Annotated in this window: 24 protein-coding genes; all 24 read right to left on the reverse strand. The window is 37.2% G+C overall.

Annotated elements, in window-relative coordinates:
* Positions 1-885 (reverse strand): RNase adapter RapZ, encoded by an 885-nt coding sequence (rapZ, locus tag BMY57_RS06275; protein WP_091773179.1) that lies wholly within the window; start codon positions 883-885, stop codon positions 1-3.
* Positions 886-927: 42 nt separating this feature from the next.
* Positions 928-1,392: an 8-oxo-dGTP diphosphatase gene (locus BMY57_RS06280; protein ID WP_091773180.1), complete on the reverse strand. Its 465-nt coding sequence runs from the start codon at positions 1,390-1,392 to the stop codon at positions 928-930.
* A 274-nt stretch (positions 1,393-1,666) separates the two neighbouring features.
* Positions 1,667-2,617 (reverse strand): thioredoxin-disulfide reductase, encoded by a 951-nt coding sequence (gene trxB, locus BMY57_RS06285; protein ID WP_091773181.1) that lies wholly within the window; start codon positions 2,615-2,617, stop codon positions 1,667-1,669.
* Positions 2,618-2,704: 87 nt separating this feature from the next.
* Positions 2,705-3,682: a tetratricopeptide repeat protein gene (locus BMY57_RS06290; protein ID WP_091773182.1), complete on the reverse strand. Its 978-nt coding sequence runs from the start codon at positions 3,680-3,682 to the stop codon at positions 2,705-2,707.
* A gap of 126 nt (positions 3,683-3,808) precedes the next feature.
* The gene (locus tag BMY57_RS06295; protein ID WP_091773217.1) at positions 3,809-5,452 is read right to left on the reverse strand and encodes a glycerol-3-phosphate dehydrogenase/oxidase; all 1,644 of its coding nucleotides are present in this window, start codon (positions 5,450-5,452) and stop codon (positions 3,809-3,811) included.
* A 24-nt stretch (positions 5,453-5,476) separates the two neighbouring features.
* The gene (gene glpK, locus BMY57_RS06300; RefSeq protein WP_256205258.1) at positions 5,477-6,970 is read right to left on the reverse strand and encodes a glycerol kinase GlpK; all 1,494 of its coding nucleotides are present in this window, start codon (positions 6,968-6,970) and stop codon (positions 5,477-5,479) included.
* A gap of 145 nt (positions 6,971-7,115) precedes the next feature.
* Positions 7,116-7,631: an acyltransferase gene (locus BMY57_RS06305; RefSeq protein WP_091773184.1), complete on the reverse strand. Its 516-nt coding sequence runs from the start codon at positions 7,629-7,631 to the stop codon at positions 7,116-7,118.
* Positions 7,632-7,637: 6 nt separating this feature from the next.
* Positions 7,638-8,276, reverse strand: a complete 639-nt coding sequence (gene ppaX / locus BMY57_RS06310) for a pyrophosphatase PpaX (RefSeq protein WP_091773185.1) — start codon at positions 8,274-8,276, stop codon at positions 7,638-7,640.
* Positions 8,251-9,225 carry a nucleoside recognition domain-containing protein gene (locus BMY57_RS06315; RefSeq protein ID WP_091773186.1) on the reverse strand — a complete coding sequence of 325 codons (975 nt, stop codon included), beginning with the start codon at positions 9,223-9,225 and terminating at the stop codon, positions 8,251-8,253. Before BMY57_RS06315 ends, ppaX begins: the two co-directional genes overlap by 26 nt.
* A 21-nt stretch (positions 9,226-9,246) precedes the next feature.
* Positions 9,247-10,122: a prolipoprotein diacylglyceryl transferase gene (gene lgt, locus BMY57_RS06320; RefSeq protein ID WP_091773187.1), complete on the reverse strand. Its 876-nt coding sequence runs from the start codon at positions 10,120-10,122 to the stop codon at positions 9,247-9,249.
* Between the two features lie 15 nt (positions 10,123-10,137).
* Positions 10,138-11,076, reverse strand: coding sequence for an HPr(Ser) kinase/phosphatase (gene hprK, locus BMY57_RS06325; RefSeq protein ID WP_091773188.1), 939 nt, complete (start codon positions 11,074-11,076; stop codon positions 10,138-10,140).
* Between the two features lie 436 nt (positions 11,077-11,512).
* A complete protein-coding gene (locus BMY57_RS06330) occupies positions 11,513-11,869 on the reverse strand; it encodes a phage holin family protein (protein WP_091773189.1) in 357 nt (118 codons plus the stop codon).
* Between the two features lie 14 nt (positions 11,870-11,883).
* Complete coding sequence (locus tag BMY57_RS06335) at positions 11,884-12,960, reverse strand: DUF4097 family beta strand repeat-containing protein (protein WP_091773190.1); 1,077 nt, start codon at positions 12,958-12,960, stop codon at positions 11,884-11,886.
* 112 nt (positions 12,961-13,072) lie between these two features.
* A complete protein-coding gene (gene bshB2, locus BMY57_RS06340) occupies positions 13,073-13,762 on the reverse strand; it encodes a bacillithiol biosynthesis deacetylase BshB2 (RefSeq protein WP_091773191.1) in 690 nt (229 codons plus the stop codon).
* An 11-nt stretch (positions 13,763-13,773) separates the two neighbouring features.
* Positions 13,774-14,127, reverse strand: a complete 354-nt coding sequence (locus BMY57_RS06345) for a YojF family protein (protein WP_091773192.1) — start codon at positions 14,125-14,127, stop codon at positions 13,774-13,776.
* A gap of 13 nt (positions 14,128-14,140) precedes the next feature.
* Positions 14,141-17,011, reverse strand: coding sequence for an excinuclease ABC subunit UvrA (uvrA, locus tag BMY57_RS06350; RefSeq protein ID WP_091773193.1), 2,871 nt, complete (start codon positions 17,009-17,011; stop codon positions 14,141-14,143).
* Between the two features lie 4 nt (positions 17,012-17,015).
* The gene (uvrB, locus tag BMY57_RS06355; RefSeq protein ID WP_423809570.1) at positions 17,016-18,986 is read right to left on the reverse strand and encodes an excinuclease ABC subunit UvrB; all 1,971 of its coding nucleotides are present in this window, start codon (positions 18,984-18,986) and stop codon (positions 17,016-17,018) included.
* Positions 18,987-19,146: 160 nt separating this feature from the next.
* Positions 19,147-20,340 carry a PDZ domain-containing protein gene (locus BMY57_RS06360; RefSeq protein ID WP_091773195.1) on the reverse strand — a complete coding sequence of 398 codons (1,194 nt, stop codon included), beginning with the start codon at positions 20,338-20,340 and terminating at the stop codon, positions 19,147-19,149.
* A 122-nt stretch (positions 20,341-20,462) separates the two neighbouring features.
* Entirely contained in the window at positions 20,463-21,938 is a 1,476-nt protein-coding gene (locus BMY57_RS06365) for a S41 family peptidase (RefSeq protein WP_091773196.1), read from the reverse strand.
* Between the two features lie 205 nt (positions 21,939-22,143).
* A complete protein-coding gene (locus BMY57_RS06370; RefSeq protein ID WP_177176341.1) occupies positions 22,144-23,514 on the reverse strand; it encodes a murein hydrolase activator EnvC family protein in 1,371 nt (456 codons plus the stop codon).
* Between the two features lie 31 nt (positions 23,515-23,545).
* Entirely contained in the window at positions 23,546-24,442 is an 897-nt protein-coding gene (gene ftsX, locus BMY57_RS06375; protein ID WP_091773198.1) for a permease-like cell division protein FtsX, read from the reverse strand.
* Positions 24,432-25,118: a cell division ATP-binding protein FtsE gene (gene ftsE, locus BMY57_RS06380; protein ID WP_091773218.1), complete on the reverse strand. Its 687-nt coding sequence runs from the start codon at positions 25,116-25,118 to the stop codon at positions 24,432-24,434. Before ftsE ends, ftsX begins: the two co-directional genes overlap by 11 nt.
* A gap of 266 nt (positions 25,119-25,384) precedes the next feature.
* Positions 25,385-25,756, reverse strand: coding sequence for a c-type cytochrome (locus BMY57_RS06385; protein WP_091773199.1), 372 nt, complete (start codon positions 25,754-25,756; stop codon positions 25,385-25,387).
* 58 nt (positions 25,757-25,814) lie between these two features.
* A protein-coding gene (gene prfB, locus BMY57_RS06390; RefSeq protein ID WP_143063793.1) for a peptide chain release factor 2 occupies positions 25,815-26,919 on the reverse strand; the annotation gives its coding sequence in 2 pieces (ribosomal slippage) (positions 25,815-26,846 and positions 26,848-26,919; 1,104 coding nt in all).
* Positions 26,920-26,999 lie beyond the last annotated feature (80 nt).

The raw sequence follows: 26,999 nt of genomic DNA on the forward strand, positions 1-26,999 counted from the left end.
TTACCGCTTAGTCCCCTTTTTATCTATATCTCTATGATAAACATGTGCTGTATATTGAGCGTTAATAATCTCACCTAGTTTTTCTGCGATCGCAACTGAGCGATGTTGCCCACCGGTACAGCCAATTGCAACCACTAATTGACTCTTGCCTTCTCGCAGATAATGAGGAAGCATAAATTCGAGTAAATCTTGAAGTTTTCGAACAAACTGCCTCGTTTCTTTCCACTTAAATACATAAGCATTAACCTCTTGGTTTAATCCTGTTAAGGCCCTCATAGATTCAACATAGTGAGGGTTCGGTAAAAACCTGACATCAAACATTAAATCCGCATCAATCGGTACACCATGCTTAAATCCAAACGATACAACTTGGACCGAAAAGATTTGTTGTTTCTTCTCTGAATAAGTTGTTAAGATTTTTTCTCTTAATTCTCTAGCAGATAATCCTGTCGTATCAATAATCTTCTGAGCACGACCTTTTAATTCATCTAAAATGCTGCGTTCTTGCTGAATACCTGAGAGAGGAAGACCATCAGGTGCAAGCGGATGTGATCGACGTGATTCTTTATACCTTTGGACTAAAGATTCATTAACCGCATCTAAGAATAATACATGTTCTTGAATCCAAGTTTGCGCCCCTAGTTGATCTAACGTTTCATATAAACTGTCAAAGAACTCACGACCACGTAGGTCCATAACAACAGCAAGCTTTCTGTTATCTTCTGGGTTTTCTTTCATAAGCTCGAGAAACTTAGGTAGTAACGTCGGAGGTAAATTATCAACGCAAAAATATCCCATATCCTCAAAGCTTTGAACAGCTACAGTTTTTCCTGCGCCTGACATGCCTGTTATGATGACAAGTTCAACCACTTTCTGATCTTGCATGACGACAATCCCCTCTCAACTAAATGATGTAAGTAATTTTTCCTAAATGAATGAACTTTCACGATCATCTACAATCTTCTTTTGTAGTTGAAAATCATATGTATAATAAAAAGTTCCTGTTAAAACAAATTCAGATGGATGAAGTGCATGTTCTATAATCGTTCGATCTCCTTCAGCCATTGGTAGATCTAAAACCTGATTGACAGAGACCCATTCGAGTATTCCTTCCGGTGTGTTACTCAATACTTCACCTTCAGCTTGATGACAATAATAGGTGAACATCATCCATTCACTTTCATCTTCCATTACAAATGTAAAGACACTTGATAGTTTAGGCTTTAATAAACTTAATCCTGTCTCTTCCTTATACTCACGTATGACAGCCTGGTATATACTTTCACCAGGTTCCATTTTTCCTCCTGGAGCAGCATACCAATTCCGTCTAGGTTTTTTCAACATTAGTACCTTACCATTTTGAATGTAAACTGCATTAGTAATTCTTTGCATATCTGTTCACTCCCAAAAGATGAACTCAATACCTTATACACATTATACAACTTTAAAGCATTCTAGAACAGAGAATCAAACTGGAATTTATCACATTACTAAAGGAGTTTATGATGAACCACCAACAGTTCCATTAAACAAAAAAAACACACAGGCCAAAATAGTACCTGTGTGTAACTAAATCTATAGTTAATAAAGGGGGTCAATTAATTACTCCCATTGTAACGTATCATTGTTTCATGCGTGTTACACATGAATTAAAATGCCGTTACGATTACTGTTCGACCCTTAATTCTTCCATTAAGTTTTCGATATAATGCTGAGCAGATTGCGCTGCAATGCTTCCATCACCTGTTGCTGTCACGATTTGGCGAAGTTCTTTGTCACGAATATCTCCAGCAGCAAAAATACCTGGAATTGCCGTTTCCATATTTTCATTTGTTTTAATATAACCATCTTCAGTAGTAATACCTAGGTTTGTGAAGGCTTGATTTAATGGAATCATACCGATATAAATAAACACACCATCGATTGGTTCTTCATACGTTTCGCCTGTTTCATTATTATATAGAACAGCACTTCCTACTTTACCATCTTTTTCTTTGATTTCTTTCATTTCTGTATTCCATATAAAATCAATTTTTTCATTATCAAATGCACGTTGCTGTAAGATCTTTTGTGCACGTAGTTCATCACGACGGTGAACAATCGTGACCTTATCTGCAAATCGAGTTAAGTAGACACCTTCTTCAACTGCAGAGTCACCACCGCCAACGACAAATAAATTTTTCTCACGGAAGAAGGCACCGTCACATACCGCACAATAAGATACACCTCGACCACTGTACTCTTCTTCGCCAGGGATTCCTAACTTTTTATATTGGGCACCCGTAGCAATAATGACAGCTCTTGCTTTATATTCCTTATTACCGGCGATAACAGTTTTAAATTCTTTACCGTCAATAATTTCTTTTATATCACCATAAGCATATTCCGCACCAAATTTTTTAGCATGCTCGAACATTTTATTTGATAAATCTGGGCCTAAAATATGATCATACCCAGGATAGTTTTCGACATCTTCTGTGTTAACCATTTGTCCACCTGGTACACCACGTTCTAACATTAGGGTATCAAGATTTGCACGCGATGTGTATACAGCTGCTGTTAAACCAGCAGGACCTGCACCAGCAATGATTACATCATAAATTCGTTCCTCCGTCATGAGCTCAACTCCTTTTCTACTTCTTTATATATCATATTAAAACTGTATGTTGGCGACAAATTATTTGCTTATACCATAGTACGGGTTTTAGTCGAATGATTGTAGAGAAGGGTGTTTTTTAATCCCTTGCTTCCAAATTTGATCACTTTTTTCATACATCTCATTTTTAGCTAAAACTTTTGAGAACCAATAGTAATAACTTAAATAATTCGAGACTTGTCGGTTGTTTATTTGTTGAAAGCGTGGCAATGCTAATCCGTATTCCTCAACACGTGCCAAAGTAATCGCTAGCTTTAACTTTTGCGGTTCATACGTCGGGTATACATTTAACAATGTTGGTAACAATTCCTGAAACTCGCTATTTTTACCAGATGAATAATAAAAGTAAACTAAATTAAGTCGGCTGTGAAGACTTGTTGGATCTTGTTCAAACCAAGCTTCTTCCAGTGTGATCGCTTCTTCTTCATCTCCACTTCTAAACAATGCATAAGCATATTCATGTTTAGCTGAAATATATTCTGGATAAAACGTCATCATCTCTTCTAAAACCTCAATCGCTTCATCCCACTCTTCATGCTCTAAATGATAAAATGCAGTTTCTTGATGCATGATGATTTCATCTAAATCATCAAATTCTAAATCATCTTCATCATGCTCATCAGTTGAGAGTTGTTCCAGCATGTCTAAGAGCTGAACCACTTCATCCCTGAAATCTCCATCTTCCTGGTGTTCTAAATATTTGTCACCAAATTTTTTGGCTTCATAAAACAGACCTAAATGCGCATAGTTATTGGCCAATAAATAGAAACAATCTGGATAAGCATGTCCATGATGATCTATGACTTTTTGCAATAAATCATTGGCACGATGGTATTGTCCAATCTCCGTGTACAGCACCGAAAGTTGTGACAAATAAAGCGGATTAGTTGGCTGTAACTCAAGAGATTTTTGGAACCACTTTTCAGCCCGTTCAAATCGTTTAGTTTGAAACGCTTTAACACCATATGAAAAATAAAAGTCGCCTTCATGACGATATTGAATGACATTTGATTCTGTTATTTGCATAAAGGCCTCCCGTTCAAAGTTTACAGAACAAGTATAGCACAGTTGTTGAGCCTTGACATTTTTTGCGGAATTTTCTGTCATATAACAGTAAAATAACCCTATTCTAAAAAAGAAAGCCCCGCAGGATTAAACCTGCGGGGCTGGTTCTTTCGCTTGTTGGATCGCTGTTTTTAATTCTTCCAGATACTCATCGTACTGCTCGTTATTCCAATTAAAATATTCTTTCATAAAGTTCACCACTGATTGTTGATGTTTCTCAACCCAGCTAATATTGAAGAAAAGGGCTCCTGTTCTTCTTATGAAAAAGTCAACAGGTTTATAGACTTGTTCGTATTCTAAAGAATACATAAGTTCTGCATAAACGATTGGATTAAGCTCTAAATGTTTAGGGGCCTGCTCAAAATAATAAAAGACCTTTTGTACATTCGAACCATAACGATGAACTAACGAATAAGCTTCGTTTTCTGAAATTCCTAATCTTTGACCTTCATGAATCGATGCCAAGGCAAAGGATTCAAATCCTGTCGCTCCATTTACATTTCCACCACTAATGGGTAGATGTTTTGTTTGAGATTCAGGGTAAGAATGGCCAGTTTCTTGTTTTAGTTGTTTAGTCACCATATTGACGACCTGTTCCCCCATTTTTCGATAACCCGTTAACTTACCACCAGCTATGGACATCAATCCTGAATCAGAAATAAAAATCTCATCCTTACGAGAAATTTCCGATGGACTCTTGCCCTCCTCATGTATTAATGGACGAACTCCTGCCCAAGTCGATTCGATATCATCTTCTAAAAGCTTGACATTCGGGAACATCTCATGAATCGTCTCTAAAAGATAAATGCGGTCATCTCTCGTTACAGTCGGATTTTTCAACTCACCTTTAAATGGTGTATCCGTTGTTCCAACGTATGTTTTACCCTCACGAGGAATCGCAAACACCATGCGACCATCAGGCGTATCAAAATAAACGGCTTGCTGTAACGGGAATTTTATGTGATCAAATACTAAGTGAACACCTTTCGTATGAAATAAGTATTTATCCTTTTTAACGTGATCCATTGCTCTAATTTCGTCTACCCATGGACCCGTGGAATTAACGACCTTTTTACCGTAAACATGATGCACCATACCATCGGTTAAATCATGTGCTTTAACACCGGTAATTTTACCATCATTATATAAAAGCTGTTCTACTTTCATGTAGTTAAAAGCAACAGATCCTTTTTCAACTGCTTTCTTCATGACCTCTAACGTTAATCGGGCATCATCCGTCTTATATTCAACGTAATAACCGCTACCTTTTAGCCCTTCCCTTTTCAATAGTGGTTCTCGTTCTAATGTTTCTTCCACTGACAACATTTTTCTCCGTTCGTCTTTTTTAACACCAGCTAAGAAATCATAAACACGAAGCCCCATATTTGTTGTCCACGGACCAAATGTTCCTTTCTCGTAAAATGGAAGCATCATCCATTCGGGTGTAGTCACATGGGGACCATTTTCATAAACAATCTCTCGTTCCTTACCCACTTCAGCGACCATTCTAACTTCAAAATTTTTTAAATAACGTAATCCACCATGTACTAATTTCGTAGAACGACTAGAGGTGCCAGCAGCATAGTCCTGCATTTCAAGCACGACAACCGATAAGCCACGTGTTACGGCATCTAAGGCAATTCCAGCCCCCGTAATTCCACCACCAATCACAATTAAATCAAAGGTTCGTTCTAAAGCGCGTTTATTCTCTACTCGCTGTTTATTTGACATAGAAGCCAACATCTAACACCCTTTCTATGACGTAAATGCTTGTGTCGCTTTAACTGCTCGCTTCCACCCTTCATACTTTTTCTGACGAAGATCATCACTCATATCAGGTTCAAAAAGGCGATCGGTTTTCCATTGATTGGCGATTTCATCTTTACTCTTCCAATATCCAACGGCTAACCCTGCTAAATAAGCGGCACCTAATGCAGTGGTTTCATTCACAATTGGGCGTTCCACTTCTGCATTTAAAATATCACTTTGAAATTGCATAAGGAAATCATTTTGAACCGCTCCACCATCAACCCGTAACTTTTTCAACTGTAAGTCAGCATCTTCAATCATAGCATTGACGACATCTTTTGTTTGATAAGCTAATGATTCAAGTGTCGCACGAATAAAATGTTCTTTTTCAGTTCCACGTGTTAAACCAAACACGGCACCTCGAGCATGACTATCCCAATAAGGTGTTCCTAAACCGACGAATGCCGGAACGACATACACTCCGTCGGTTGATTCAACTCGTTTAGCATATATTTCACTATCTGATGCAGATTTAAACATTCTAAGTCCATCACGTAACCATTGAATCGCAGATCCTGCTACAAAAATACTACCTTCTAAAGCATAATGAACTTCCCCATCAACGCCCCACGCTAAAGTCGTGAGTAACCCATGATCGGATTTAACCGCTTCACGTCCCGTGTTCATTAACATGAAACAACCCGTTCCATAAGTATTTTTTGCCATACCTTCCTCGAAACATGCCTGACCGAATAACGCTGCTTGTTGGTCTCCACATGCTCCAGCGATAGGCACTTTATGACCTTGAAACTGATATTCCGACGTATGCCCATATATTTCAGATGATGGTCGAACGTCAGGAAGCATACTTTTCGGAACACCTAAAATATCTAACAGTTCTTCATCCCATTTCAGTTCATGAATGTTATACATTAAGGTTCGCGAAGCATTGGAGTAATCCGTCACATGGACTTGCCCGCCAGTCAATTTATAAATAAGCCACGTGTCGATCGTCCCAAATAATAAATCCCCATTTTCAGCCTGCTCCTTTGCACCATCAACATGATCTAGAATCCATTTAACTTTAGTACCTGAAAAATATGGATCCAACAGTAATCCCGTTTTATCTCTAAATAATGGTTCATATCCTTCATCTTTTAATATCTCACAAATATCTTCAGTTTGCCTTGATTGCCAAACGACAGCTTTATGTACTGGCCTTCCCGTATGACGATCCCAAACCACCGTCGTCTCACGTTGATTCGTAATTCCGATTCCTGCAATTTGATGAGGCTCTACTTCAGCTTTTCTTAACACTTCAGACATGCAAAATTGTGTTGATGTCCAAATTTCATTTGCATCATGTTCGACCCAGCCTGGTTGACGGAAATATTGTTTAAATTCTTGTTGAGCAACTTCAATCATACGCCCCTCTTGGTTAAATAAAATAGCTCTTGAGCTTGTTGTGCCTTGATCAAGCGACAAAATATACTGTTCCAACCCCATTCCTCCTCTATTATATGTATGTTTTCGTTAAATTAACTTCACCATTCTGTTCCCTTCATTTTCTTGTCTTTAAACATATAAAAAACGTATACTACCCTTAGAGCTTCTTTCTAGGAAGGATACGTATCGATGAATGATTTTATTTCTGTTGTATCTGTCGTTGCTCCATTTCTTCTTTTGTATAAATTACCTTCATTGGATTTCCTCCGACAAAAACTCCAGCTGGAACATCCTCATGAACTAATGTACAAGCTGAAACAATTGCACCGTCCCCTATGGTCACTCCAGGAAGGATGGTACAATTAGCCCCAACCATGACTTCATCACCAATCATCACATCACCTAATCGATATTCATTAATTAAATATTCATGAGCTAAAATGGTCGTATTATAACCAATGATCGAATTTCGACCTATTGAGATTTTTTCAGGAAACATAATATCAGGCATAACCATTAAAGCAAGTGCTGTTTCTTGACCAATATTCATGCGCAAGAACGTCCGATAGAGCCAGTTCTTCACTTTTAGCGATGGCGTGTATCGCCCTAATTGGATAAATATAAAATTTTTACAGACTTTTAAAAAGGGGACTGTTTTATAGATTTGCCAAAGTGAATTGTGTTCTTTCACACCATAACGTTCTGTCTTGCGCATTTACCCTCACTCCTCAACAATTGTCAGTAAGTCTGAGATGTGGTCTAAAATATAATCAGGATTTAATGCTTCCATAAACTCTTTCCCTTTAGCTGACCAAGCTACACCCGCCGTCTTCATCTCCGCATTTTGACCAGCGTGAATATCGTGTGAATTGTCTCCAATCATGATCGTCGTTTCTGGTTCTCCACCTAACGCTTTCATCCCCTTTAAGACAGGTTCAGGGTCAGGCTTAGCATTTTGAACATCATCAAGACCGATGACGACATCAAAAAATTGATCTAAATGAGTTAATTCTAATCCTTTAAGTGCTGTCTCACGGATTTTAGTTGTCACAATGGCCATTTGATACCCTTTTTCATGAAGCGCCTGAATCGTTTCAAATACGCCATCATAACTTTTTACATATAGATCATGATTCGCCAAGTTATGCTTACGGTAAGTTGCCACCATGTCTTCTACTCCATTTGGATTAACTTTTTCAAACGAATCTCGTAACGGTGGTCCCATAAACTGTAAAATATCTTCTCGAGAATAATCTTCATTTAAATGTTCTTTAAATGTATGCTTAAAAGATTCTATAATTAATTCATTCGTATCAATCAAAGTTCCATCTAAATCAAATAGAATCGTACGTATGCTCATGAGTGACTGCATCCTTTCTGAGGCCTTTTACTTTATTCTTGTCAACTCGGTTCCAAATATAAGCGATCGTCGCTGTTAGAATTATAGCTGTTGTTAATCTAATGAGTAATAATGGCCACACTGGAATCCCTAAAGGAATGAATACAAGCGTATCTTCAACGACTGCGTGACAGGTCACTAAAAATATGAGCACTAACGTCATATCTTTTCTAGATACATGATCTTCCTTTACAGCTTGAATCATTAAACCAGCACCATAGGCTAAACCAATCGTTAAACCAGCGACTAGCGTCATTGAAGCATTTTCCTTTACTCCAATCATTCTTGTAAATGGTGCTAACTTTTGCGACATCCAATCCATCCACTTATGTTCTTTTAACCATTGCATCACAATCATTAACGGAATCACTATCGCCGCTAATTGTACAATGGATAAGGAGGCGGTTTCTAATCCTGTTAGAGCGATTTCTCCCCAACCGTTTGGTTCTGGTCCATCATTTGAGATCAGACCGTATTTAGCCATCTGTTCTCCGCCTTGCCATAGTAAATTGACGAGTACGGCCGAAACAACCGCTAAACCAATTCTGACCGCTATAATAATCCAAAACTTAACTCCAACCTTTGAAGCTACAGCGGATTCGATAAATAGATTATGTGAAAATGAAAGCATCATCGCTAATATAAATACTTCCTTAACGGTAAAATCAAAACTAACGATCGCACCAATTCCAGCATATAAATTAAGTGCATTTCCCAATACAAGTGGCACTGCCGCTTCACCAGGTAAACCTAAAAGGGTCATGAGCGGTGCAATCCAATCAATCACCCAGGATAAAACCGGTGTGAATTGAAGAATCGTAACAATTAATGTAATGGGAAAAATAATCTTACCTAATGTCCAGGTTAACTCTAAACCACTACGGAATCCCCTCTTTAAAGTTCCCTTCACCTTCCTAACTCCCTCATCTAATTATTTCTTTTTCTTCTTTTTCTTTGAACCATTTTTCTTTGATTGATTATTCTTTAGAGATGTACCATCATATAAGACATCATCATGACCTTTTTTATGACGATAATAAAGAACTAATAAACTACCTAATATTAATAAAATCGATATAACTTGTGCGGTACGTAATCCTGGTGCGATATATAAACTATCCGTTCTCATTCCTTCGATAAAGAAGCGTCCAAATGAGTACCATATTACATAGCCTAAGAAAATCATACCTCGGCGTGGGTTAACTTTATATCTTAAGAATAATAGGAGCACAATCCCTAACATACTCCAAAGCGATTCATACAGGAACGTTGGGTGGTGGTATACACCATCCACACACATTTGATTCATAATCCAATCTGGGATGTATTGTAAAACGTTGTTGTAAGCCGACTCTGACACACGTCCCCCATAGGCCTCTTGGTTCATAAAGTTCCCCCAACGACCTAGCATTTGACCAATTAAAATACTTGGTGCTGCAATGTCAGCTACTTTCCAAAATGAAACGTTTTTCTTTTTTGTATAAAAATAAGTGACTATTAAAGAGGCAATTAGCGCACCATGAATTGCTAAACCACCTTCACGAATATCAATCATCTCTAAAAACGAATCATAATGTTCCCATTGGAAAATGACGTAGTACATTCGCGCCCCTATAATAGCCGCAGGGATTGCAAATACTAATAAATCAATAAAGAAATCTTTATGTAATCCTAATCGCTTTGCCTCTCGTTGGGCAACAATCAAACCAATTAAGGCACCCAACATAATTAAAAAACCATACCAATACACTGGAAACGGACCGAGATTGATAAACACTCGATCATAAGGTTCTGCGGTACAATACATCGAATACTCCCCTTTTTATTCAATTTCCTTATTGTCTACATCTTTAATAACTGAGTTTAAACGATTCGAAAACTCTTCTGCTGTATTAATTCCCATTCGTTTCAAACGGAAATTCATAGCTGCCACTTCTATAATAACGGAGACATTTCGTCCAGGTCTAACTGGAATCGTTGCTTTGGGCAAATGCACATCCATTATTTTCATTTTAGTCTCATCTAACCCAAGTCGATCGTATTGTTTATCAGATTCCCAAGTCTCTAGATGAACGACCATCGAGATCCGTTTATAGTTACGAACCGCCCCTGCACCAAATAGCGTCATAACATTGATAATGCCCAGACCTCGTATTTCAAGTAAATGCTCAATTAAATTCGGTGGATTCCCAATCAATGTATCATAATCTTCTTGACGAATCTCAACATTATCGTCTGCCACAAGACGATGCCCTCGCTTGACTAACTCTAGTGCTGTTTCACTTTTACCAATGCCGCTTTTACCAGTTATTAAAACTCCGACACCATAAACATCCACCAACACACCATGTAGAGCTGTTGAAGGTGCAAATTTAGTCTCTAGAAAATTGGTAAGACGACTAATAACCCTTGTTGTTTTATAAGGAGATCGCATCACGGGTACCCCTGCATGATCAGCTGCTTCCACTAATGCATGCGGCACATCCAGCCCACGTGTAATCACAATTCCAGGTGTCACATCCGTACACAACTTTTTCATACGATCTTGTATTTCTTTCTGCTTTAAATCATATAAGAAAAGGAGTTCAGTACGACCCATTAACTGTAATCGTTCTTTGGGATAGTGGGTAAAATAACCCGCCATTTCCATACCAGGGCGAGAGATATCACTCGTCACAATCTCTCGGTGAACACCGTCTTTTCCTGCTACTAATTCTAAATCAAATCGTTCGATTAAATCCTTCGTACGGACCTTAATCATCCGTCTCTCTCCTTCTATGTAACATTATTAATAACTATATCATATATGAAATTCCCTTATCATCAAAATAGATTTAAATAAATAAGTTGTGATGACGTAAGCTAGCTTTCATTTATTGTGGTCACATATCACTCCAAATGTGTATAACCAAACAGCTATTTATAAAAATTGATAACTTTAGTTTAAAACAATATATATGATAAAACCAAACAAATTTCATTTTGTTATTTGTTTAAACAAAGTGTAACAAATTAGGAGCTTGTGTGTTTTTATTTTAAGTCCTTCTCCTTAGGTTAAATTTGAAATAAACATTAAATTATCAGAAAATAACCTTGACCACAACAAATATTTTAAAGTCTGAAAACTTCTATTTCAAAGACATAATAAACCCCAGCTAGAGACTTTAAGTCCACTAGCTGGGGGAAGGATTAATTTATTAATCCAACACTTCTTTTAAAATCTTTTGAAGAATGGTATTTAAGATCGTGATAATAATAGCTGCTAATATAGCCGTTCCAAAACCATTGATGATAAACGAATCTCCAAGTACTGATTGCGTAATCATAAGGGTAATCGCATTGATTACGAATAAGAAAAGCCCTAACGATAGAATCGTAATCGGTAGCGTTAAAACCACCAATATCGGCTTTACAATCGCATTTAAAATTCCTAAAATGATACTCGCTATAACGGCTGTTGATAATCCATCAATATCGATGCTTTGAAATAGCTCATTTACTGCTAATAACGCAATTGTATTAACTACTATTGAAATCAGCCAATTCTTTAACATAACAAAGCTCCTTTTTAATTCACCGTATTTACTTTTATACTACCCGTCTTTGTTTCAATATCTACATCTAAATAAGGATCATCTTCTGTTGCATTATAGAATTGGACTGTTTTCTTAACCATACGCTCATCCATTTTTTCTACTACTACGTCAGGTAGATTTACATCAATACTGCCAACACTCGTGTTAGCATGCCCTTTTACTTTAATATTTTTTGGTAAGTACAATTGAGTTGACCCAGTTGTTGTATTTAAATCTACGCGCTTTATGTCAAGATTGCGTAAGTAAGTACGTAAACTGCCTGTTGTCACATCGATATCTAAATGTTCAATATGGCCATCATAATAAACCGAACCTGTAGTTGTTTCTAGTTTAGCCTGAGAGAGTTCCGCATTGTCTAATCTTATTGAGCCATGTTTAGTTTCGACGTATACAGAGTCACCTTCGTATTGATCGAGACGAATACTTCCATTAATACTTGTAATACGAGCAATATTTATATTTAATTGCCTTGACTTTACTCCACCATTAATCGTTTTAATATAAGCTTGTTCGTATTTCTTTTCAGGTAAATATATGATAATTTCAGCTGAAACATTCTTCTGTTTTTGGTCAATGTGAAGGGTGTCATTCGTAACTCCTATTGAAAACGTATCATCAAACGTTTCTTCTGCCCTACTCTGGTCATCTTCTTTATAAACTTTCCCATTCATTTCAACCTTAACTTCATTTGAAGTAGATATAATAAACTCAACACTACTATTTGTTAGATCAAAATTAAATTGATTAATTCCATCTGCTGAATAATCATATTGCCTTTTTACATTGACATGATTAAACGTAAATTCAAACGGACCTTCTTTGACACGTTGGATCGTATCATCAATGAAATTTATAATTCCATCTGTGAAACTTTTTAAATCTTTTTTAATTCCTTTAAAAGAGTCTTTATTTTCTTCATAGTCAGTTTCCGATTGTTTTTTATGTTGATCCTGATCTTGATCTAATGCATCTAATAGTTTTTCCGCCTCTTCGGACGTAATATGTCCTTCTTCTAGTAATTTTAATACTTTATTTCTTTGCTCGTTCATCTAATGAAATCCTCCTTATAACATCTTACATTAATTGTATGAAATCATAAGATGTTAGCCATCAACCAAGAGACCGAAATACCTATAAAATAAAATCGGTCTAGAGACGGAGTTAATATTGCACATCATCGACATTCACTTCATAAAATCCTTCGTAACGGAAACGCTCCATCGCCGCTTCATATTCATCGTCTGCCTCACTATTGGCTAATAATTGACTTAACATTCCTTCTGCTTGTGAGCGATGAGCCTTAATCGCATCAAGCTTTTTATCAAAGGAGTCTATTAAATCAATGACAACATTAGGTTTTCCCAATTTTTCGTCACGATCATTTGAAAAAGCTGTCGCCCATAACGCTGGACGTTTTTCAGAATCTATTCGTCTGACCGCTTCAAAAGCAGCAGCTCCCATCGCATTATGGTCTGGGTGTACGGCGTATCCTGGATAGAAGGTAATCACAAGAGTTGCTTCTAGTTCTTCAATATATTTTTTAAATCGTTCAGCCATCTCATTTCTTGGTTCAAACTCGATTGTTTTGTCACGATAACCAAGCATTTCTAGATTCATATCAAGTACTTTACAAGCATCTTGTAATTCTTGCTTCCTGATTTCTGGTAATGTTTCTCGATTTGCAAAAAATGGGCTCCCCATATTCCTTCCCATTTCGCCTAACGTTCCACATAAATATGTAACGGGAACACCGGCTTCTCGAAACTTAGATATGGTACCTGCCGCTCCAAACGACTCATCATCTGGATGAGGGTATATGACAACGACATGGTTATGGTCTTCAAAATTCATTTTGGTCCCTCCTAGTATGAAAATGGTTCTGGGCTTATTTCTAGTGCAACCATTAATCTTCCTTCACGATCATGGCCTGCTAAAAGTAATTGCTGCGAATCTGTAAACTCAAAATCCGTTAATCCTTCTGCATAAATCCATCCAATGTCATGTTTAAGTCCAACTCGGTAAGAACCTTCATGCTCAACGATTTTACCTTGTTTATACGTTAATTGGGCATTACGAATGTACGCACCTACATTATAGGCATTTTCGTTAAAATGGCTCGCATAGGCTCCATTGGTCGTCTCTAAATGTACATAAACAGGTTGATTCGTAAACTGATTAATATATTTTTGAACTTCTTCTAATTTAATGGCCTCCATGGCTATTCCCCTTTCATTTAGCCGTACTTTCTAATATTTTGTCTTTCATTCGTTGCCGATCACGTTCAAGAACTGGTCCAAGATATTGACCTGTAAATGATTCATTAACTTCTGCGATATCCTCAGGTGTGCCAGTCGCTAAAATTTGACCGCCACCTTCTCCGCCTTCTGGTCCTAAGTCGATGATATAATCTGCTGTTTTGATGACGTCTAAGTTGTGCTCAATAATTAATACTGAATCCCCATTATCAACGAGGCGTTGTAAAACATTTAACAATCTGGATATGTCATGAACGTGAAGTCCTGTTGTTGGTTCATCTAATATATAAAATGAACGACCGTTGGAACGGCGGTGCAATTCACTCGCTAATTTGACGCGTTGAGCCTCACCACCGGACAGCGTTGTAGCAGGTTGCCCTAATCGAATATAACCTAATCCAACATCATCAATCGTTTGAAGTTTACGTTTTATTTTAGGGATATTCTCAAAAAACTCCAACGCTTCTTCAATCCGCATATTCAACACATCAGCTATACTCTTACCTTTATACTTCACCTCTAACGTCTCACGATTGTATCGCTTACCATGACATACTTCACAAGGTACGTACACATCAGGCAAGAAATGCATTTCGATTTTAATAATTCCATCACCTTTACAAGCTTCACAACGTCCGCCTTTTACATTAAAACTAAAACGGCCTTTGTTATAACCACGAATTTTGGCTTCGCTCGTTTGGGCAAACACATCACGAATATCATCAAATACCCCAGTATAAGTGGCAGGGTTTGAGCGAGGCGTACGCCCGATAGGTGATTGATCAATATCGATTACTTTCTCTAGGTGATCAATACCTCTAATTTCTTTATGCTTACCTGGCTTCGTTTTTCCTCTGTGTAGTTTTTGGGAAAGAGATTTATATAAAATTTCGTTAATTAATGTACTCTTTCCAGAACCTGAAACACCGGTGACGACTGTCATCACCCCTAATGGGATAGACACATCTACCTTTTTAAGGTTATTTTCTTCTGCTTTTTTAATTTCAAGCATTCGTTTTTTATCCACTTTACGGCGCTCACTTGGTAATGGGATAAATTTTTTACCGCTTAAGTATTGACCCGTTAACGATTGCTCGTTTTCCATCACTTCTTGCGGTGTTCCGTTAGCCACGATTTCCCCACCTTGGGCCCCAGCACCTGGACCAATATCAACGAGCCAATCCGCCGCTAACATCGTATCTTCATCGTGTTCAACGACGATGAGTGTGTTATCTAAATCTCGCATTCTTTTTAAGGTATTAATTAACCGGTCGTTGTCTCGTTGGTGAAGTCCAATTGATGGTTCGTCTAAAACGTATAATACACCTGTTAAGGCTGACCCTATTTGTGTTGCTAAACGAATTCGTTGAGCTTCCCCACCCGATAAAGTACCAGCAGAACGGGAAAGTGTTAAATAACTTAGCCCCACATTAACTAAAAAGGTTAGCCGATCGTTAATTTCTTTTACAATCATTTTCGCAATTTGTTCTTCTTTTTCACTTAACTCAATCGACTGGATCCACTCAAGTGAATGAGCAACCGACTTTTCCGTTACTTGACCAATGTGAATTCCATTAACTTTTACTGATAAAGCTTCTTCTGATAATCGGTAACCGTCACACGTTGGACATGTCTTCTGAGCCATGTACTTTTCCATCTGTTCACGAACATAACTAGAAACAGTTTCATGGTATCGACGTGAGACATTCGAAATAACACCTTCAAAATAGATTTCATTCTCTCTAACATTACCTCGATCATTCTCATACCTAAATAAAATGCGCTCTTTTCCACTGCCATATAAAATGATATTTAACTGTTTTTTCGGTAAATCCTTAATTGGAGTATCCATATCAATGCCATAATGATCACAGACAGATTTTAATAGTGATGGATAGTATTGGGACGATATGGGCTTCCACGGTGCAATCGCATGTTGATTTAACGATAAATCCCAGTCTGGAATGACTAAATCTAGATCAACTTCTAATTTTGCACCTAAACCATCACAGGTCGGGCATGCACCAAAAGGACTGTTAAACGAAAACAATCTTGGCTCTAATTCACCGATTGTAAAACCACATTTCGGACAAGCATGATTCTCATTAAAAAACAACTCGTCTCCGTCGATTACATCAACAATTACTTGGCCACCGCTTAATTTCAAGGCCGTTTCAAGTGAATCAGATAATCTTGATTCAATCCCTTCTTTTACAATTAAACGGTCAACGACCACATCGATATTATGCTTTTTGTTTTTTTCTAATTGAATGTCTTCACTAACCTCTCGCATCTCTCCATCAATGCGTAAGCGGATATAACCCTCTTTCTTAAGGTCCTCAATAACTTTAGCATGTTCACCTTTACGTCCAGATACAACTGGAGCTAAAATTTGTAACTTCGTACGTTCTTCTAATTCCAATGTACGATCAACCATTTGTTCAACCGTTTGAGCCGTAATTTCTTCTCCATGAATCGGACATATCGGATGTCCTACTCTTGCATATAATAAACGAAGGTAATCATATACTTCAGTTACTGTTCCCACTGTTGAACGTGGATTACGACTTGTGGTTTTCTGGTCAATTGAAATCGCCGGTGATAATCCCTCAATGGCATCAACATCTGGCTTATCCATCTGCCCTAAAAATTGACGAGCATATGCAGATAAGGACTCGACATATCGTCGCTGTCCTTCAGCATAAATCGTGTCAAAAGCTAATGATGACTTACCCGATCCTGATAGACCTGTCATCACAACTAATTTATTTTTAGGGATTTTTATATCGATATCTTTTAAATTATGGGCACGTGCCCCTTGAACCGTAATAGACTTCATCGCCAAAAGATCATCCTTCCGCTTTTAACTCTAATAAGGCATCACGTAATTCCATTGCTTTTTCAAAATCTAATTCTTTAGCAGCTTGTTTCATTTCTGCTTCCATACGTTCGATCAATTCTGCTTTTTCTTCTTTAGTTAAGTTGTTATATTGCGCAACCTTGTCTTCTTTCTCATCCGATTCATAAGTCGCACGTATGACATCTCGTATTTCTTTCTTGATTGTCTTAGGTGTAATTCCATGTTCCTCATTGTAAGCTATTTGTCTCTCACGGCGTCGATACGTTTCATCAATCGCAAACTGCATTGACTTCGTAATCTTATCGGCATACATAATCACTTCACCGTTCTCATTACGAGCTGCACGACCAATTGTCTGAACGAGTGACCGATCCGAACGTAAAAATCCTTCCTTATCCGCATCCAATATAGCCACTAATGAAACTTCAGGTAAATCGAGTCCTTCACGTAATAAGTTAATTCCAACGAGTACATCATAAACGCCTAAACGTAAATCCCTTATAATCTCAATTCTTTCAAGTGTCTTAATTTCTGAGTGAAGATAGGCGACTTTAATGCCCATCTCTTGTAAGTAGTTTGTTAAGTCCTCTGCCATCTTAATCGTTAAAGTCGTGACTAAGACCCGTTCTTCACGTTCTTTACGTTTATTAATTTCCCCGATTAAATTATCAATTTGTCCTTTAATCGGACGAACATCAATTTTCGGATCCAACAAACCAGTCGGACGAATAATCTGCTCAATCACACCCGGAGAATGTTCTAATTCATAGTCACCTGGTGTCGCGGATACGTATAAGATATTTTCAATATGTTTTTCAAACTCTTCAAACTTCAATGGTCGGTTATCTAAAGCTGAAGGTAATCGGAAACCATGATCTACTAATGTCATTTTACGAGCTCGGTCCCCATTGTACATACCACGTATTTGAGGTAAGGTCACGTGAGATTCATCAATCACAATTAACGAATCATCTGGAAAATAATCTAATAAGGTATATGGCATTGAGCCTGGTTCACGAAAAGCTAAATGCCTAGAATAATTCTCAATCCCTGAGCAAAAGCCCATTTCATTCATCATTTCTAAATCATACTTTGTACGCTGTTCTAGACGTTGGGCTTCTAACAGCTTCCCTTCTTCATGAAACTTTTCAAGCTGTTCTTCTAATTCTTTTTCGATATTCTTTATCGCACGTTTCATTTTCTCTTCTCTAGTTACGAAGTGAGAAGCAGGGAAAATGGCAACATGTTCACGATCTCCAACGATTTCCCCCGTTAAGGCATCTACTTCACGAATACGATCGATTTCATCTCCAAAAAACTCGATTCGTATACAGTGCTCTTCTCGAGAGGCAGGAATAATTTCAACAGAATCGCCTCGAACTCGGAAGGTACCACGCTGAAAATCAATATCGTTACGAGCATATTGGATATCAACTAAATCGCGAAGAACTTGATCACGTTCTTTTTCCATACCAACACGTAACGATAAAACTAAGTCTCTATATTCTTCAGGAGAACCTAAACCGTAAATACATGACACACTCGCCACAATCAAGACATCATTTCGTTCAAATAACGATGATGTCGCTGAGTGACGTAATTTATCAATCTCGTCATTAATACTCGCATCTTTTTCAATATAAGTGTCAGTCTGAGGGACATAAGCCTCCGGTTGATAATAATCGTAATAACTCACAAAATATTCAACTGCATTATTTGGGAAAAACTCTTTAAACTCACTATAGAGTTGTCCTGCTAATGTTTTATTGTGAGCAATGACTAAAGTCGGACGGTTAATCTCCTTAACAACGTTCGAAACCGTAAACGTCTTACCAGTACCCGTTGCCCCTAATAAGGTTTGGTGTCTTTCATTTTTATGAATACCATTGACTATTTTCTCAATAGCTTTAGGTTGATCTCCTTGAGGTTCAAACTGCGAATGAAGTTCAAACTGATTCACAACATCATCTCCAATGTCATTAAACTACATTTATTGTAACATAAAACGCGAACAAAAGTTCTGTTTTTATTATTTTTTTCTATTTTAAGGATAAGTTTGTCAAGCAAATTTTGCAAAGAATGTGGACTAAGAAAAAAAGCTCGAATACAATGTACTCGAGCTAGCTGATTTCTTCATTTTTCAAAGTGAATCGCGGGGTTTCTTTTACAAAGATTAATCCTAGTTCATGATATTCTCCTTCATACAAGGCTCTTTGAACAAATCGCACCTCACCTGTTAAATCTCTTACAGCCATTTTACAAAATGTACGATGATCGCTCATGACTTCATAAAATTCTTGCTCATTCGTCACACTTTGATCATGGATTTTCTCTATTACTTCCCCTACTACGAGTCCCATTTCATCTGCTGGGGAACCGGGAATGACTCCAACAATAATGATGCCATTCTGTTTAGGGGTGAATATAGTTGATTTTTCTCGATCTATAAAACGTAACAAGTAATGAACGGTTGCCCTACCAATCATAGCTAGGCCAATCAGATAAATACTCATTTCTTCATAAAGGTACACGACATATGCAGAAGCTAATAGGACGATGAACAGACCCGTTAAAGCTATAGCTGTCTTACGTGTGCCCACGTCCGTAAACTGACCTTGAAAACGTTGAGAATAACCTATTAGAAAAGGGAATAATACAAGTCCAAATTGATCACCTAACCCGAATGCAGGCCACCAGTCAAAAACACTTAATTCTAAAGCACCTGATGGAACAGGAATAAAAGCAGGTACCAATAAAAGTCTTTTGACTAAATGACGACCAATGTATTTGCCTCTGTTCCCTTTTTGTAACTCAGGAAACGACTGATCTCTTTTGCTAGTTGAAATTAATAAAATTTCAACTAAAAATAATGCGATTAATAAATAACTCACTAACACTATGTCAACTTGAAAAGCAGGTTCAATCAACGAGGGTAGTTGGACATTAAATTGTTCAATTAACCACATTATAATCGCAACGACACCAACAGTATAAACGGGAGATAATAACCAAACTTGATGAACAAGTAAACTGATGGTTACAACAGCTGTCCAGAACCATAACCATTCGATCGTAAACATGGAACCAGATACGATCATAGATGTTGATAAAATGATTCCAAATGAAATACCTAATAGCCAAGTGCGATTCCACTCAGAACCAATTGGGAAAACTCGATGACGAAACATTTTTCGATCCTTCTTAATTCTTTGATACCCCGTCCAAAACGTAAATAAAATAGCCAAATAAAATATTGGTTGAGCAAACAACCATAATAGTCCAAATCCTAGCTCTTTAATCCATTCCATTGGCATTGCTGTCAAAGCCCCCGTTCAGGATGTATTTCTTAACTATATAAATTCTTCAAGTATAAAAATAAATCCTTCATATTATAGAAATAGATGACTCAACAAAATGTGTTGAGCCACCTATATTTTTAGTCAAATAGTACTTCCATTGCCTTTTGAAGTTGAAGATCATTTTCCACATTATCTACTGCATCTAAAATTTGTTGTTCAAGGGTTTCTTCGGTCGATTCATCTACAGCACCAGACACATTTAAATCATTTTGTTGCTGGAAGTTTTCGACTGCTCTTTGAGTTTGTTCATCAAAGTATCCGTCAGTCCTACCAGGTTCATATCCTAATCCTTCAAGCATCACTTGTAATTTTACAACTTCTTGACCATTCATATCATATTCTAAAGGTTCTTCAGATTGAATGAGTGAGATATAAAAATATTCCGGTTGCTCAACTTCTATCGTTGGCTCTACTCCTACTTCATTAATCTTTTCACCTTCTGGGTCTAACCAATTCATAACGGTTAGTTTTAACAGTCCTTCACCAACCTCCATCGTTTGTTGAACAGTACCTTTTCCGAATGTTGTTTGACCAACTACTTCGTACTGACCGACCTTCTTCATAGCGGCTGCTAAAATTTCAGATGCGGATGCGCTACCTTCATTTGTCAGTACTGAAATAGGGTAGTCTTTTCCACCAGATTGGTTTAAGTGATAAGGTTGCGGATCACCATCTCTAACAGAAACTTGCATAAATGGTTCATCTTGTGGCAAGAAGTTCTCTAATATTTCTTGTACGGAATTAAGTAAACCACCCGGGTTACCTCTAACATCAATAACTAAACCATCAATATTTTCTTCTTCTTCCAATTTGGTAAGCTCTTCTTCAAACTCTTGGGAAGTTTTTTCAGAGAATGAACGTATTTCAAGGATCCCAACAGATTGCCCGTCAACTTCTTCAACTTCAGAATAAACCGTTGTGACTGGGATAGTATCTCTCGTAATCACTACATCAAAAGGTTCTTCTTCGCCAGGTCGGTCAATCGTTAATGTAACGTCAGTTCCTTTTTCTCCTCGAATCAGTGATACAGCCTCATACACGCTCATACCTTCTAAACTTTCACCATCGACTTCAATCACTCGATCATTTGGTCTTAAACCTTCCCGTTCTGCTGGAGTATCTTTGATTGGTGATATAATTGTTATGTAATTATCTCTTTTAGTGACTTCTGCACCAATACCTTCAAATGTTGATTCAATCTGACTTTGAAATTCCTCCATTGTCTCAGCATCCATATATTCACTATAAGGGTCGCCTAATTTATTAACAATGCCTTCTAGCGCTCCTTCAATTAATTCATCACGACTAATTTCTTGCACATATTCATCTTCAATCACATTCATCGTATAACTTAAAACATCTAGATCTGAAAAATCTTCATTTTCTCCACCCTGTTCAGAATCTGTAGAAGATTCTTGTTCATCTTGATCATTAGCACGATCTGCTTGTTCACTCGGCTGATCTATAAGTTCTAAAGTAGCAGCTGTTACGCCCCCTCCTACAAGTAACGAAACAACAACGATCATAACTAGCCATTTCTTAGTTAATTCCAATGGATTCACCCCAATAAATTGCAATGTTTATATCTTTTTATTATACCACTTCTGTACATTTATGTAATGCCAACATCATTAAGAGTCATTTACATTTATCTATATAGTCTTAACGTATTATTATGACTAAACTTTGTTGATGATCAAACATATTAAAAAACTGTCCTCATTGGATTTCCAATGAGGACAGTTAGTTTAATAGATTTTATTGAATACCGTAACTAACTGGGTCTACAGCGTTAGATTTATTTCCATTCCAATTACCTTTGTGTAATTCAAAGTGAAGATGTTGACCATGTGACCTTCCTGTATTACCTTGGTGTCCTATAACTTGTCCTTGCTTCACTTGTTCTCCTTCACTAACAAACCGATCTCTTAAATGAGCATAAACGGATGTATATTTTTGACCGTTCACCATATGTACGATAAACACGACATTACCGTAACTACTAGAATGATAAGAACGTGACACGACGCCAGAAGCTACTGAATTAACCGCTACACCAGGACCTGGTTTAGCAATGTCAATACCATAGTGGAAGCTTCCCCATCTTGGGCCAAATGTAGAAGTTAATGTACCACTAGTAGGTCGAGTAAATCCATAATCATTGGAAACTACACTCGTTTGTTCTACTGAATTGTTCTGTTCTTGTTTTTTCTGCTCTTCAAGCTCAGCTATTAATTGGTCAAAAGCTCTTTCTTGAGCTGCTAGGTTCGCTTGTTCTTCTTCTACACTCATCGTGTATTCTTGTAATTCTTGCTCTTTTTGTTGCAAATTAGCTAACAAATTATTTTGTTCAGAGAGTTTATCATTAAGGTTGTTCTCTAGACCTTGTAACTCTTGCATATCAGCCACTAAGCTTTGCTTTTCATTTTCTAAATGCTGACGTTGATTTGATAACTCATCTTTATTAGCCTCAACTTGAGCTCTAGAATCTTCTAATTCCTTTTTATCCTCTTCAAGCGATATTTTATCATTCAAATGCTCTTTTAATATACTTTTATCTTGATCCATTATCTTACTAACCGCTTGTGATCGGTTGAGGAAATCTCCGAAATCAGAAGCCCCTAATACAACTTCTAAGTACTTAACACTTCCACCATTGCGTTGCAAATTACGTAGTCGGTCTTCTAATAAACCTTCACGATTCTTAATTTTCTCTTGAGTTTCTTTAATATTCTGTTTTAACTCTTCGATTCGTTGTTCGAGTTCTTTAATCTTGTTCTCTAATGCTGCAATTTCACTCTCAACTTCCTCAATTTCGCCTTGCTTCTGATTGACTTCGTTTTGTTTTTCTTCAATTTTCTTTTGAGCATCTGTGATTTCGTCTTTCAAACTATTAATCTCATTTTTCATTTCGCTTTGCTCAGATTTATTCTCTTCAATCTTCTTTTCAAGCTCAGATAATTCACTTGATAAACTACTACGTTTTTCACTTGCCTTCTTAGATTTTTCTTTTAGCTCTTTAATTTCCTGATCAATATCTTCCGCGTGTACTTGATCAGTTTGTGAAAAAGCTAGTCCAATCATTACGATTACCGTTGCCGTCATATAAACAACTATTCTTTTGTACAAAATCCATTCCTCCCTCTCGTACTCAATCATCTTATACTTTTAAGAATTTACGTACACTCATGACGCTGCCCCAAATACCAATAAATACTCCTAAACCAAGTAATAATAATGATAACTGCCATGCAAATGGATTAAATGGTAATAATTCCACGAATGGAAGTAAATTACGTCCATCCACATTATCATAAAGGTAATAGTATCCAGCCAGTACTAATGCGATTGGGATAATGGAACCTATAACCCCCATTAGCATCCCTTCAATAAAGAAAGGCCAACGAATAAAACTATTTTTTGCACCCACTAACTTCATAATTCCAATCTCATTTTGTCTTGCAATAATCGTCATCCTGATGGTATTGGAAATTAAAAATATAGCTGTGAACAGTAAGGCTGTAATAAAACCTAAGCCTATGTATCTAGCATATTTATTAAAAGTTAATAGGCGTTCCACAGTAGCTTGGGAATAATCAACGTCATCAACATAATCCATTTCTTTAACTTGATTAGACAATGACTTGTAATAGTTAGCATCACTTGCTTTAATAATAAATACATCATTAAGTGGGTTACTATCTTCAAACATCATTCCCCACTCATCACCTGATTCACCCATATCTTCTATTAGCTTGTTTAGTTCTTCTTCTTTAGAGGAATACTCTATAGATCTTACATTTGATAACTCGTTTAGATTTGACTCTAATTCTTCTACTTCTTCTTCACCTGCGCCCAGTTCAACGTAAACACTCATTTGGACATCTTGTTCAATATTTTCAGCAACTTGATTTAAATTGAGAATTAGAGCTAAAAAAATCCCAACCAAGATTAGGGTTGTTGTCACTGCTCCGACAGAAGCAACTGTCATCCAACTATTTCGAATAATGTTCCTTGAACCTTCTATGATATGCCTTCTTGCTGTACTAAGCTTCATAACCGTACTCTCCTTGTTGCTCGTCCCTTACGATTTGACCATTTTCCATGGCAATGACACGTTTCTTCATTTTGTCAACGATGTCTTTACTATGTGTAGCCATAATAACAGTTGTCCCAGATGAATTAATATCTTCAAAGGTCCTCATAATTCCCCACGATGTTTCTGGGTCTAAATTACCAGTCGGTTCGTCTGCGATGACAACTTTTGGATTATTAACAATCGCGCGTGCAATCGCTACTCTCTGTTGTTCACCACCCGATAATTGTGCTGGAATAAAACGGGCTTTGTGTTTTAAACCAACTTGATCGAGCACGTTCATCACACGACGTCGAATTTTCTTAGGATTTTCTTCGATCACTTCTAGTGCAAATGCAACATTTTCATATACCGATTTACGCTGTAGTAGTTTAAAATCTTGGAAAATAACTCCGATATCACGTCGTAAAAAAGGAACATCCTTTTTCTTCAATGTCCCTAACTCGACACCATTTATGTAAACCTCACCTTTCGACGGGACTTCTTCCCTATACATCATTTTTACGAACGATGTTTTCCCCGCACCACTAGGTCCTACGACATAGACGAAATCACCTTGTTCTATGTTAACATCAACACCATTTAAAGCTGTGACACCGTTTTTATAGACTTTAAATACTTTTTTCATTTTTATCATAGACGTCACCAGTACCTCCTGTTGTAGAAGAAAAACTATACTATCTGAAAATTCATTTAATTCAACGTGTATTATACCATATATCGACTAAATTACCTATTTTAACCTATTTCTTCTTAAACTATTCTTTATCAGATATGTTTCATTATAACACGACTCGACAAAAAGTTTAGGGAAATTTTTATTACGTTTGTGTTTCAAAAGATAAAAATTCCATTACAAATAAAAATAGTCCTTGGATTTTTATCCAAGGACTATCGACTTTACTACCTATTGACTAACCATTCAGCAATCTGTTGTGACTCTTCTTCACTTAAATGATCTTGTGCAGGCATCTGACCTTTTCCATTTTGAATGATGTCGACAATATCATCAACACTATATTCATCGCCAACATTCTCAAGACTTGGTCCTGCACCACCAGTTAAGTCTGCACCATGACACTGTGCACAGTTGGTGTTATATAACTCTTCACCAGCTTGTGCGGTTTCTTCAGCACCACCGTCACCATTTTCTTGCTCTTGGCCAGACTCTTCACCAGTACCACCAGTGTCACCATTATCATCTGTGTCATCTCCGCCACCACAAGCAGCTAAGACTAACATCACACTAAAAACACCCACGAGTAACTTTTTCATAATTTTAACCTCCTCTTTTTGGATGTCGTGGTAGTAATATACCCCTTTTTTCAAAAAATTATCCTTTAACTTTCGATCTTAAATATGCGTCTATAAAAGAATCAATACTTCCATCCATGACAGCTTGTGTATTTCCATTTTCTAAATTAGTACGATGATCTTTTACCATATTATAGGGATGGAAAACATAGGAACGAATTTGACTTCCCCAACCAATTTCTTTTTGTTCACCGCGAATCTCATCAAGTTCTTGTTGTTGTTTTTCAATCTCTAGTTGATAAAGTTTAGACTTTAGCATTTTCATAGCTTGTTCACGGTTTTTAATTTGTGAACGTTCAGATTGACATGTCACGACTGTATTAGTTGGTATGTGTGTAATTCGTACAGCAGAATCAGTCGTGTTTACATGCTGACCTCCTGCTCCGCTTGAACGGTACGTATCAATTTTTAAATCTTCCGTACGTACATCGATTTCAACATCATCGTTAAACTCTGGCATCACATCACAAGAGGCAAATGACGTGTGGCGACGTCCCGATGAATCAAATGGTGAAATTCTAACTAAACGGTGTACTCCTTTTTCAGCTTTCAAATAGCCATATGCGTTATGCCCTTTTATCAGCAATGTTACACTTTTCACTCCCGCTTCATCACCAGGGAGGTAGTCTAAGGTTTCAACTTTAAAACCTTTCTTTTCTGCGTAACGTTTATACATACGTAATAACATTTCTGCCCAGTCTTGAGATTCCGTCCCGCCTGCACCTGGGTGGATTTCTAAAATCGCATTATTTTTATCATATGGCTCATTCAACAAGATCTCTAACTCAAACTCATTAAACTGTTCTGTAACTCGCTTTAATTCTTCTTGTAAATCTTCAAAAAGTTCCTCATCCGCTTCTTCTCTAACAAGCTCATAAGAAACTTCAAGATTTTCCAAATCCTCTTCGTTTTTTTCGAAGGCATGAACGCGCTCTTTAACCGTATTAGCCTCATTAATAACCTTCTGTGCTACACTTGGTTCATCCCAGAAATCGGGAGCTGTCATTTGCTGTTCGTGTTCAGCAATTTTCTCACGATCCTCTTCTAAGTCAAAGAGACCCCCTAAAATCTTCTAGGCGATTTTTCAATTTGTTAATTTGATCTTTAATGTCAGTTAAATCCATAACATCACCTCAACTATGTATGATTCTATTGATTAGTATACCACTTTATCAATTAACAAAAACCACCTATAATCAACAAA

Origin of the sequence: Piscibacillus halophilus (assembly GCF_900110685.1) — a bacterium.
Classification (GTDB): domain Bacteria; phylum Bacillota; class Bacilli; order Bacillales; family Alkalibacillaceae; genus Piscibacillus; species Piscibacillus halophilus.